Genomic DNA, 11321 nt, shown 5'->3' with positions numbered 1-11321 from the left:
CAGCGCCGGCCAGGACCGTGCCGTGCAGGACAGCGCGGCGCAGGACAGCGCCGGCCAGGACCGTGCCGTACAGGACAGTGCGGCGCAGGACAGCGCGGCGCAGGACGGCGTCGACCGGGAGCGCGCGGCGAGGGAGCTGGAGCGGTGGCGGCTGGTGCTCGGCGAGGCCGGCCAGTCGGTGCTGAACGGCGAGCAGCTCAGCGACGAAGGGCTGAGGCGCGACGCGGCCCTCGACTGGCTGTACGGACGCGACGACGACCTCGGACGGCGAGGCATCCGGCGCCCGCAGACGCGGCACGGCGGCGACGGCGAGTCGGTGGTCACCACGGTCGACTGGCTCGACGACATCACGGCGCTGTTCCCGAAGGAGACGATCGAGCGGCTGCAGCGCGACGCCGTGGAGCGGTACGAGATCCACGACGTCGTCACCGACCCCGCGGTCCTCGCCCGGGTCGAGCCCAACCCGACGCTGCTGCGAGCCGTCCTGCGCACCAAGCACCTGATGAACCCCGACGTGCTGGTGCTGGCGCGCAGGATCGTCGACAAGGTCGTGCGGCAGCTGGTGGAGAAGCTCGCGACGCAGGTGCGGCACGCGTTCTCCGGGGCGCGGTCCCGCAGCGCGAGCCGGTTCAAGGTCGCCAGGAACTTCGACGTGAAGCGCACCCTGAGGGCGAACCTCGGGCGGTACCGGCCGCAGGAGCGGAAGGTGTACGTCGAGTCCGCGTATTTCATCGCGCGGACCCGCCGGCACCTGGACCGGTGGCAGGTGATCCTGCTCGTCGACCAGTCGGGGTCGATGACGGGCAGCGTCATCCACTCGGCCGTCACCGCGGCGTGCCTGTGGGGGCTGCCGGGCGTGAAGACGCACCTCGTCGCGTTCGACACGGCGGTGGTGGACCTGACCGCGGACGTCGACGACCCGGTGGAGCTGCTGATGAAGGTCCAGCTCGGCGGCGGCACCGACATCGCGCGGGCGGTCGACTACGGCGCCGGGCTGATCGAGCAGCCGCGCCGGGCGATCCTGGTCGTGATCAGCGACCTGTACGAGGGGCCCAGCGGCGGCGAGCGGCTCGTCCGTCTCGTCAGGGACGTCGCGGCCCAGGGGACGAAGGTGCTGTGCCTGGCGGCGCTGGACGAGGACGCCGACCCGGCGTTCGACCGGGACATGGGCGCCCGCCTCGCCGACGCCGGCGCCTCCGTCGGCGCCATGACCCCGGGCGAGCTGGCGGCGTACGTCGCGGAGCAGGTGGCCCGATGAGAGCGGACCTGCTCGCGCTGACCCAGGAGTCGCTCGCCGCGCTCACCAACCGGGGCCTGGTCAAGCGCGCGACGAGGGAGGTCGAGCAGGCACCCCCGGCGATCAGTGAGGACCCCGACGGCACGGTCCGCGGCACCTACCCGGACGGCCCCGAGACCGCGCTCCCGCAGGGCGGGCTCGAGAAGGGCAGCTGCACCTGCGGCGCGACCGGGATCTGCCGGCACGTCGTGGGCCTCGTCATCGCGTACCAGAGCGGCAACGAGACAACCGAAGACGTCACGCGATGGTCGCCGGGGGTGTTCACCGACGAGCAGCTCGAGGCGCGGATCGGGGCGCGGCAGCTCAACGCCGCGCGGCGGGCGCACCGGGCCGGGTACGTCGCCCGCGTCCACCGGCCCTCCGCGGCGGACCCGGCGCCGCGGGTGGAGCTCGGCTCGGCGACGGTCCGCTTCCTGGTTCCCGGCGATCTCGGGTTCGTGCACACGGACGCGGTCGCCGGGGTCCGTGACGACGTCATCGCGCTCGCCGTATGGGCGTTCCAAGCCGCCGACGCGAAAGCCGCCGATACAAAAGACGCGAAAGCCGGCGCGAAGGCCGCCGATACAAAAGACGCAAAAGCCGGCGCGAAGGCCGACGATACAAAAGACGCGAAAGGCGCAAACACCGACGGGCAGGACGTGCAGGTCGACGTCGGAGGGCCGGCCACCGCCGACACCGGGACCGACGCGTCCCTCGACGCCGCGGTACACCTCGCCGGCGAGATCCTGCTCACCGGCGCGACCCACGTCGGCCCCGGGCTGGCGGCCACGGTCGCCGAGGTGCGGCAGCGCCTGGACCGGGCCGGGCTGCGCTGGCCGCTGCTCGCCGTCGGCGACATCGAGGAGCAGCTCGCGGCGTACGAGCAGCGCGCCACCTCCTACAGCCACGACCGGCTCGCCGGGCTGGTCGCCGAGCTGCACGCCAGGCACCGCGCGGTCACCAACCGCGCCGGCCTGCGGGCCAGGATCCTCGGCACCCGGGAGGCGGCGGAGACCCCGATGCGCCGCGCCCGGCTCGACGGGCTCGGCTGCCGGCTCAGGACCGTCGGCGACGAGACGCAGGTCGAGATCTACTTCGCCCACGCGGACAGCGCCACCGTGCTGGTGCTGCGCCGCCCGTACCGGGAAGGCGGCCGGGTCGCCGGAGCCACCGCCGCCCAGCTCGCCGGCGGCACCGTGGTGACCGAGTCGGCGATCCGCAGCGCCAGCCGCACCGTGCGCCTCGCCACCAGCCGCGTCGCGAAGACCACCGTCACCCCGTCGCAGGGCATGTGGACGGCCCTGCCGGACGCGCTCGTCGTGCGGGACCTGCGGGAGCTCGCCGCGCACCTCGACGGGCTCCCGCCGCGGGTCGTGCGGCCCAGGGTCGAGGCGGAGCTGGTGCGCGTCGTGGAGGTCGCGGAGGTCCGGTCCGTGCACTACTCCCCGGGCGCCCAGCGGCTCGACGCCGTCGTCGCGGCCCCGGCCGGCGGGGTGGCGACGATCACCGCGACCCACACCGCCGCCGCGCCCGGCGCCCTCGACGCGATCGCCGCGGCGCTGCGGGGCCCGGTCCGGGCCGTCGCCGGCACCGTCGGCAGGACCCGCGGCGTGATCACCGTCGAGCCGCTCGGGTTCGCGGTCGGTGCCGACGCCGTCGTGGTCCCCGACCTGGCGCCGGCGGGCGGGTTCCGGGTCGACGGCGGGCCGGTGCTCGACGAGGACCCGCTCCGGCACGCGGTCGGCGCGGCGGCGGAGCTGCTCGCCGAGGTGCCCCACCGGGGCCTGCGGATGCTGCCGCCGACGTTCGCCGGCCGGCTGCGCGACGCGGAGCAGACGTTGCTGCGGGTCGGGCTGCGCCGCGCGGCCGCCTCGGTCGGCGCCCTGCGGGAAGGGCTGGGACCCGACCCGGACGACGCGACCGTGCGCCTCTGGGTCGACGCGTACGTGCGGCTGCTGGTCACCGCCGAGCTGCAGTGACCCGGCCGTGACGGACCGTCGAGGCGCCGGCGGTTTTGTCCGGTCTGCGTGTGCCGATTCTGGGCCGCAAGAGGGATCACATCCGCCCGACGGCGTGTCGATCATGAACCGTGGCTAGGCTGACGCGCCGGAAGTGAAGGACAGCTGAACAGGGGGGCGCAGCATGGCCGACTCGTTCGTGCATCTCCATGTGCACACCGAGTACTCCATGCTCGACGGAGCGGCGCGACTGAAGGACATGTTCAAGGAGGCGAACCGTCTCGGCATGCCCGCCGTCGCGATCACCGACCACGGCAACATGCACGGCGCGTACGACTTCTACAAGCAGGCGACCGCCGCCGGAGTCACCCCGATCCTCGGTGTCGAGGCCTACGTCGCGCCCGAGTCGCGGCTGCACAAGCAGCGCGTCAAGTGGGGCCGCCCCGACCAGAAGGACGACGACGTGTCCGGCTCCGGCGGGTACACGCACAAGACCATCTGGGCGAAGAACAGGACCGGCCTGCACAACCTGTTCCGGCTCAACTCGCGGGCGTCGATCGAGGGGCACTTCGTGAAGTGGCCCCGGATGGACATGGAGATCATCGCCGAGCATGCCGAGGGCCTGATGGCCACGACCGGCTGCCCGTCCGGCGAGGTCCAGACGCGGCTGCGGCTCGACCAGTTCGACGAGGCGCTGAAGGCCGCCGCGAAGTACCAGGAGATCTTCGGCAAGGACAACTACTTCCTCGAGGTCATGGACCACGGCCTCGACATCGAGCGGCGGGTCCGCGAGGGCCTGACCGAGATCAGCAAGCGGCTCGACATCCCGCCGGTCGTCACCAACGACTCGCACTACACGCACCAGGCCCAGGCCGAGGCGCACGACGTGCTGCTGTGCGTGCAGACGGCGGCCAACATCAACGACCCGAACCGGTTCCGGTTCGGCGGGTCGGGCTACTACCTGAAGTCCGCCGACGAGATGCGCGCCGTCGACGGCTCCGACCTGTGGCAGCAGGGTTGCCGCAACACGCTGCTGGTGGCCGAGAAGGTCGACACCGACGGCATGTTCAAGGAGCGCAACCTGATGCCGCGCTTCCCGGTGCCGGAGGGGGAGACCGAGGAGTCGTTCTTCCGGGCCGAGGTCGCCCGCGGGATGGCGCGCCGGTTCCCCGGCGGCATCGACGAGGAGCACCAGCGGCAGGCCGACTACGAGACCGACATGATCGTGAAGATGGGCTTCCCGGCCTACTTCCTCGTCGTGTCCGACTTCATCCTGTGGGCGAAGAACCAGGGCATCGCCGTCGGCCCGGGCCGTGGCTCCGCCGCCGGCAGCCTGGTGGCGTACGCGATGGGCATCACCGACCTCGACCCGCTGCCGCACGGCCTGATCTTCGAACGGTTCCTGAACCCCGACCGCATCTCGATGCCCGACATCGACATCGACTTCGACGAGCGCCGGCGCGGCGACGTCATCCGGTACGTGACGGACAAGTGGGGCGAGGACCGGGTCGCGCAGATCGCCACGTTCGGCACGATCAAGGCCAAGGCCGCCATCAAGGACTCGGCGCGGGTCCTGGGCTACCCGTTCGCGGTCGGCGACCGGATCACCAAGGCGATGCCGCCCGCCGTGATGGGCAAGGACATCCCGCTCACCGGCATCTTCGACCCGAACCACCCGCGCTTCTCCGAGGCGGTCGAGTTCCGCGCGCTGTACGAGAGCGACCCCGACGTCAAGAAGGTCGTCGACACGGCGAAGGGCATCGAGGGGCTGATCCGCCAGACGGGTGTCCACGCCGCCGGCGTCATCATGTCCGCCGAGCCGCTGATCGAGCACGTGCCGCTGATGCGCCGCGACGCCGACGGCGCGATCATCACGCAGTTCGACTACCCGACGTGCGAGACGCTCGGGCTGCTGAAGATGGACTTCCTCGGCCTGCGCAACCTGACGATCATCGACGACGCGGTCAAGAACATCGAGCGCAACCACGGCATCAAGCTCGACCTGCTCGGCCTGCCGCTGGACGACAAGCCCGCCTACGAGCTGCTCGCCCGCGGCGACACCCTCGGCGTGTTCCAGCTCGACGGCGGGCCGATGCGCTCGCTGCTGCGGCTGATGAAGCCCGACAACTTCGAGGACATCTCCGCGGTCCTGGCGCTGTACCGTCCGGGCCCGATGGGTGCGAACTCGCACACCAACTACGCGCTGCGCAAGAACGGGCAGCAGGAGATGACGCCGATCCACCCGGAGCTGGAGGAGCCGCTCCAGGAGATCCTGGGCCCCACGTACGGGCTGATCGTCTACCAGGAGCAGGTGCAGCGCGCCGCGCAGAAGCTCGCCGGCTACACCCTCGGCCAGGCCGACCTGCTGCGCCGGGCCATGGGCAAGAAGAAGAAAGAGGTCCTGGAGAAGGAGTTCGTGCCGTTCAGCGACGGCATGAAGGCCAACGGCTACAGCGCCGACGCGATCAAGAAGCTGTGGGACGTGCTCGTCCCGTTCGCCGACTACGCGTTCAACAAGGCGCACACGGCCGGCTACGGGCTCGTCTCGTACTGGACGGCGTACCTCAAGGCGAACTACCCGGCGGAGTACATGGCCGGGCTGCTGACCAGCGTCGGCGACGACAAGGACAAGATGGCCCTGTACCTGTCGGAGTGCCGGCGGATGGGCATCGACGTGCTGCCGCCGGACGTCAACACGTCCGCGGGCCCGTTCACGCCGGTCGGCAAGGACATCCGCTTCGGCCTCGCCGCCGTGCGCAACGTCGGCCACAACGTCGTCGACGCGATCGTGCGGTGCCGGCAGGCCGCGCCGTACAAGGACTTCCACGACTTCCTGTCGAAGGTCGACGCCGTCGCCTGCAACAAGAAGACGATCGAGTCGCTGATCAAGGCCGGCGCGTTCGACTCGATGGACCACCCGCGCCGCGGGCTCCTGGCGATCCACGCCGACGCGATCGACGCGTACGCCGACATCAAGAAGAACGAGGCGATCGGCCAGTTCGACCTCTTCGGCGACGCGTTCGGCAGCGACGACACCGGCGGCGGCGCCCCCGCCATGACCGCGGCCATCCCGCAGATCGAGTGGGACAAGCGGGAGCTGCTCACGTTCGAGCGGGAGATGCTCGGCCTGTACGTGTCCGACCACCCCCTGTTCGGCCTCGAGTCGGTGCTCGCCAAGGCCGCCGACACGGCGATCAGCAGCCTGTCGGAGGAGGGCTCGGTGCCGGACGGCGCCGTCATCACCCTCGCCGGGATGCTGACCGGCGTGCAGCGGCGCATCACCAAGCAGGGCAAGCCGTGGGCGTCGGCGAGCCTGGAGGACCTCGGCGGCGCCGTCGAGGCGCTGTTCTTCCCCAACACGTACGAGCTCGTCGGCCAGTACATCGCCGAGGACGCGATCGTCGTGGTCAAGGGCCGCGTCGACCGGCGGGACGAGACGCCGCGGCTCATGGCGATGGACCTGTCGATGCCCGACGTCACCACAGCGGACGAGAACCGGCCGGTGGTGCTGTCGCTGCCGGCGAACCGGTGCACGCCGCCGCTGGTCGACCGGCTCAAGGAGATCCTGCTCAACCACCCGGGCAAGGCCGAGGTGCACGTGAAGCTCAGCCACGGCTCGCGGATCACCCTGCTGCGCCTCGGCCCGTACCGGGTCGAGCCGACCACCGCCCTGAAGGGCGACCTGAAAGCGCTGCTCGGCCCCAACAGCTTCTCGTAGAACGGTCGCGATAGGGTCGGCGGGTGCAGACGCCGCGTCGGTCGCTGTGGCTCTCGCGGCGCGCCCGCTGGTCCGCCGCGGTCGTCGCGGTCCTCGTCGCAGCCGTGCTCGCCGGTGCGTTCGTCTACCGGCTCAACCAGCGGCCGTATGCGTTCGACCGGCTGACCCGCACCGGCGAGGCCGCCTTCCCCGGCGCCGTCGAGGGGCCCGGCCTGCGCGCGTTCCTGGACAGCGGCCGGGCGTTCGTCGGCTACCAGGCCGGCGAGGGGCGCTTCCACCTGCGCGCGGTCGACGTCGACAAGCCCGGCGAGCCCCCGATCTGGACCAACTCGGCCCTCACCGCCGTCGAGTCGTTCAGCTTCGCCCGCGGCTCCGTGATCGTCACCGGCGCCCCGGACACCGCCGGACACCGCACGATCACCCTGCTCAACGCGAACAACGGGGTGCCGTTCATCAGGTTCGACGTCGTCGCCGGGGACCGCTGGGAGCTCGTCGGCAAGTACTTCGTGCGGTACCGCGGCGCCGACCACAAGCTCGTCGTCACCGACGTCGGCACGCAGAAGGAGATCGCGACCCTCGACCAGCCGGGTGGCGCCGGCAGCTTCTGGCTGACCGACAACTGGAGCCACCAGCAGGTCCCGACGTCGCCGGACGGCGCCGCCCTCGACGAGCCACTGACCGTCGACCCGCACCTGGTCCGTGCCGTCGCCGGCGGCGGCATCGAGGTGATCAGCCTGTCCAGCGGCAAGCCGGACGACACCGCGCCGGCCGTCGCCGCCCCCGACGACCTCGTGTACCCGTACGAGGAGCAGGTCTTCGTCGCCGGGTCCGGCCCCGGGTACCGGATCCAGGCCCGCGACCGGTTGAAGCTCGACAAGGTGCAGTGGACGTGGACGTCACCGGACCCGCAGGTGCGGGTGCGGTCGCTCGCCGCCTGCGGGGAGCGGCGGGTCTGCGCGGTCGAGGAGCACCGGGTGACCGCGCTGGACATCCGCACCGGCGAGGTCGCGTTCCGCGTCGACGTCGACGCGCCCCGCACCCTGCTGCCCGTCGGCGAGCGGCTGATGCTCCGCGACGCCGGCGGCGCGGTGCTGCTCGACGACGCGGGGGAGGTCGTGCGGCGCTGGCCCGGCCGGCGCGCCGCCCGCCTCGACGACGGCAGCTACCTGCTGCTGCCGGTCGACGTGCCGGCCGGCCCGTACACCTGGCTCGGCGTGCAGGCCGACAACGGCGCGACCCGTGACCTCGGCGCCCTGGACGTGCCGGTCGACACGTGCACCTGGAGCCACATGTACCTGGCCTGCGCGGCGGCGCCGGGACGGTTCGTCTTCTACCGGGTCAGGACGCCCTGGTACTCGGGGCGGCTCTGACGGCGCGGCGCCGCGCCAGCCGGAAGATCGCGACCGCGCCGATCGCCACCCACACGACGTTGAGCACCGCGGACGGCCACGCGCCGTTGACGGCCGAGTTGAGGGCGAGCGCCGCGCCGCCGGTGATGTTGAGGCCCTGGAACACGGCGCCGTCGCCGGTGATCCGTTTCGTGGAGACGAGGGCGTACGCGGCGAGCAGCCCCGCCGCGCCCGCCCAGCCGATCAGGGCGATCACGACAGCACCGCGTAGGCGCGGACGGTGAACGTGCCCATGCCGGCGATCCGCGGCGGCACCGCCGTGAACCGGAACCCGTCGACCGGCAGCCGGTCCAGGTCGTTGAGGTGCTCCACGACGTAGATGCCGGCGTCGAGCAGGCCGGTGTGCGCGGGGCGGGTCAGGTCGGCGACGTCGTCGATGTTGACCGAGTCGATGCCGACGAGCGCCGGGCCCCTGCGCACCAGCCACTCGACGGCGTCGCGGGTCAGGAACGGCGCGTCCGGGTCGCCGTAGGCGGGCTTCCCGAAGTGCTTCGACCAGCCGGTGCACACGAGGACGGCGCAGTCCGTGACGTCCCCGTACGTGCCGGCCTGCCGCTCCAGCAGCGCCGCGTCGACCGCACGGACACCGGTCGCGTCGACGAGGACGCCGGGCAGGTCCGCGACCCGTTCGAGGGGGACGTCGGTGAGGTCGCCGCGGCCCTCGAAGCGGTGCGCGGGCGTGTCCAGGTAGGTGCCGGTGTTGGCGATCAGGTCGATGCGGCCGATCTGGAAGTCGGTCCCGGGCGCGTACCGGCCGCGGGCGTCCTCGCGGGACAGGTAGTCGCTGATCACGGGCCCCGGCATGCCCGGATAGGTGACCAGGCCGGCGTGGACGGGGTGGCTCAGTTCGATGAAGCGTCGCACACCTGCGATCGTGGCAGACAGCGCAGCTAACGTGTGAGCGAGAATTCCTACAGTTGCACTGAAGCAGGACTGCATGAACCTGGACCCGCGCCGCCTCGCGGTGCTCGCCGCGATCGCCCGCCGCGGCACCCTCGCCGGCGCCGCCGCGGCGCTGCACGTCACCCCGTCGGCGGTGTCGCAGCAGCTCGCGCAGCTGGAGCACACCGTCGGTCGGCCGCTCGTGGACCGGTCCGGGCGGCGCGCCGTGCTCACCGCCGCCGGCCGGGTCCTCGCCGTCCGCGCCGAGGCGATCGAGCGCGAGCTCGCCGAGGCGGAGCGGGAGCTGGTCGCCATGTCGGGCCGCGCCGCCGGGCTCGTCCGCGTCGGCGCGTTCGCGACCGTGATCCGGCACCTGCTGATCCCCGCGATGGCCCGCCTCGCCCGCGACCACCCCGACGTGACCTGCTCGATCACCGAGCTCGACGGCCCGCCCGCGCTGCGCGAGCTGCGCCTCGGCGGCCTCGACGTGACCATCACCGAGCGCGACGCCTCGCTGGGCCTGGAGTCGCGGCGGCAGGTGAGCGTGGTGCCGCTCGGCGAGGACCCGTACCGGGTCGTGGTGCCCGCCGGCTGGCCGCCCGTGCTCTCCTACGGCGACCTCGCCGACCGGCCGTGGATCGCCGGCCCGCCGACGTCGACGACCGGGCAGGTCCTGGACCGGCTCGGCCGCGAGCGCGGCTTCACCCCGCGGCGGGTGCACGCGTGCGTCGACTACCCGGTCGTGCTCGCGCTCGTCGCCGCGGGGCACGGCGCCACCATCGCGCCGGACCTGGCGCTTCGTGACGCGCTGGCGGCGGGTGTACGGGTGACCGACCTGCCCGTCGCGGGCGCCCGGCGGCTGGACGCGCTGGTCACGGCGGGCAGGGCGGCGCTGCCGGCGGTGACGGCGCTGCTGTCGGTGCTAGTAGATTGACATGTGCACGTGGTTGGTGTGGTCGCTGCTCGGGTCGCCCTGGCCGCTGTTGTAGGCGTGCCAGCCGCCCGCCGGCGTCCAGATCTGCTTGAACCAGATCACGTACATCACGCCCAGCGCCTGCGCGTTCTTGATCAGCCAAGCGGCGAGCTGCGTGCCGTACTCCTTCGAAGCGCCCGCCGCCACCCCGCCGAAGCCCTTCACGTCGGCGGCGAAGTCGCAGGCCCGGCCCTTCGGGTGCTCGTAGGGCTCGCCCGGTGCCCGCCAGCACGACACGAAGCGCATGAACCCGGCCCTGCGCACCTCCTGCAGCGCGTGCAGGGTCCGCGGCGTGAGGCAGCCGCCGGTCGTCGGGTCGTCGGTGCCGCACGACTGCGCCGCCCAGGAGCCGTCGGCCAGGCGCGGCGCGGGCTCGGCCACCTTGGTCGTGGTCTTGCCGCTCCACGTGGTGGACACGTCGACGGCGGCCATCGACCGGGCGAGCGCCTCCTCCAGGTCGGCCTTCTGCTTCGCCATCACCGCCGTGCTCGCCTGCTGCGTGCCGACCTCGGCGTCGATCGTCGCCTTCGTCCTGGTCAGCTCGGTCCGCATCGCCGTCAGCCGGGTGAGCCGGGCGGCGTTGCGCCGGGCGATGACCTCCAGGGTGCTCACCCGGTCGGCGAAGACCCCCGGCGTCCGGCTGTCCAGCAGCGTCGCCGCGCTGCGCAGCCCGCCGCCGTTCTGGTACGCGGCGACCGTCATCGTCTGGGTCTCGTCGCGCAGCTTCGCGTACTCCGGCTCCAGCTTCCGCTGCTGCTCCTCGAGGGCCTGCTGCCGTTGCAGGGACGCGGTCAGGGCGTTCTGCGCGTCGATGTACGCGCGGTTCGCCTCGTCGAGCTTCTGCATCAGGGCAGGGTCGCCCCCCTCGCCGGCGTTCGCGAGCGAGGCCGTGCCGAGCACCACGGCCGGGGTGAGCAGGATCGCGAGCGCTGTCACGACGGCGACGATCCACGGAGGTCTGGACATACTGTCCCCTCCATCGGCCGCCGACCGGGTGAGCTGACGGATTCGGGCCGGAATCATCGCCAAGGGTGGTGGGCTAGCCTCCTAGGAAGGATTGGGGGACATGAACCGGGTCATTGAGGGGTAAGCGGTCAAAGTCAAG

The 11321-nt window shown here is 72.3% G+C and carries 8 protein-coding genes; 5 read left to right on the top strand and 3 right to left on the bottom strand.

Features of this window, described 5'->3' with window-relative positions:
* Positions 1-136 precede the first annotated feature (136 nt).
* The 4 genes from AB0J72_RS14350 to AB0J72_RS14335 all read left to right on the top strand — a co-directional run bounded on the left by AB0J72_RS14350 (position 137) and on the right by AB0J72_RS14335 (position 8322).
* On the top strand, positions 137-1258 hold the full coding sequence (locus AB0J72_RS14350) for a VWA domain-containing protein (RefSeq protein WP_363398962.1): 1122 nt from the start codon (positions 137-139) through the stop codon (positions 1256-1258).
* A complete protein-coding gene (locus tag AB0J72_RS14345) occupies positions 1255-3255 on the top strand; it encodes a hypothetical protein (RefSeq protein ID WP_363398653.1) in 2001 nt (666 codons plus the stop codon). Before AB0J72_RS14350 ends, AB0J72_RS14345 begins: the two co-directional genes overlap by 4 nt.
* Positions 3256-3418: 163 nt before the next feature.
* A complete protein-coding gene (gene dnaE / locus AB0J72_RS14340) occupies positions 3419-6952 on the top strand; it encodes a DNA polymerase III subunit alpha (protein ID WP_363398651.1) in 3534 nt (1177 codons plus the stop codon).
* A gap of 23 nt (positions 6953-6975) precedes the next feature.
* Positions 6976-8322: a hypothetical protein gene (locus tag AB0J72_RS14335; RefSeq protein WP_363398649.1), complete on the top strand. Its 1347-nt coding sequence runs from the start codon at positions 6976-6978 to the stop codon at positions 8320-8322.
* On the opposite strand, the gene AB0J72_RS14330 is transcribed toward AB0J72_RS14335, so the two are convergent.
* Positions 8291-8557 (bottom strand): hypothetical protein, encoded by a 267-nt coding sequence (locus AB0J72_RS14330; protein ID WP_344502540.1) that lies wholly within the window; start codon positions 8555-8557, stop codon positions 8291-8293. The two genes, AB0J72_RS14335 and AB0J72_RS14330, sit on opposite strands and share 32 nt — an antisense overlap.
* Positions 8554-9225, bottom strand: a complete 672-nt coding sequence (locus AB0J72_RS14325) for a cyclase family protein (RefSeq protein ID WP_354893340.1) — start codon at positions 9223-9225, stop codon at positions 8554-8556. The genes AB0J72_RS14330 and AB0J72_RS14325 overlap by 4 nt, the downstream gene beginning before the upstream one ends.
* A 73-nt stretch (positions 9226-9298) precedes the next feature.
* Between AB0J72_RS14325 and AB0J72_RS14320 the strand changes: the two genes are divergently transcribed.
* The gene (locus AB0J72_RS14320; RefSeq protein WP_363398646.1) at positions 9299-10177 is read left to right on the top strand and encodes a LysR family transcriptional regulator; all 879 of its coding nucleotides are present in this window, start codon (positions 9299-9301) and stop codon (positions 10175-10177) included.
* On the opposite strand, the gene AB0J72_RS14315 is transcribed toward AB0J72_RS14320, so the two are convergent.
* Complete coding sequence (locus AB0J72_RS14315) at positions 10166-11182, bottom strand: hypothetical protein (protein ID WP_363398644.1); 1017 nt, start codon at positions 11180-11182, stop codon at positions 10166-10168. The genes AB0J72_RS14320 and AB0J72_RS14315 overlap by 12 nt on opposite strands.
* Between the last annotated feature and the right edge of the window lie 139 nt (positions 11183-11321).

It is taken from the genome of Dactylosporangium sp. NPDC049742, from assembly GCF_040674675.1.
In the GTDB taxonomy this organism is placed as follows: domain Bacteria; phylum Actinomycetota; class Actinomycetes; order Mycobacteriales; family Micromonosporaceae; genus Dactylosporangium; species Dactylosporangium maewongense.
The sequence above is the reverse complement of the archived record's forward strand: the minus strand, read 5'-3'. Positions and strand labels throughout refer to the sequence as shown.

What these genes read in the sequence shown, in the direction of transcription:
- AB0J72_RS14345 (WP_363398653.1), top strand. Translation starts at nt 1,255, where the DNA reads ATGAGAGCGGACCTGCTCGCGCTGACCCAGGAGTCGCTCGCCGCGCTC.
- dnaE (WP_363398651.1), top strand. Translation starts at nt 3,419, where the DNA reads ATGGCCGACTCGTTCGTGCATCTCCATGTGCACACCGAGTACTCCATG.
- AB0J72_RS14320 (WP_363398646.1), top strand. Translation starts at nt 9,299, where the DNA reads ATGAACCTGGACCCGCGCCGCCTCGCGGTGCTCGCCGCGATCGCCCGC.
- AB0J72_RS14315 (WP_363398644.1), bottom strand. Translation starts at nt 11,182, where the DNA reads ATGTCCAGACCTCCGTGGATCGTCGCCGTCGTGACAGCGCTCGCGATC.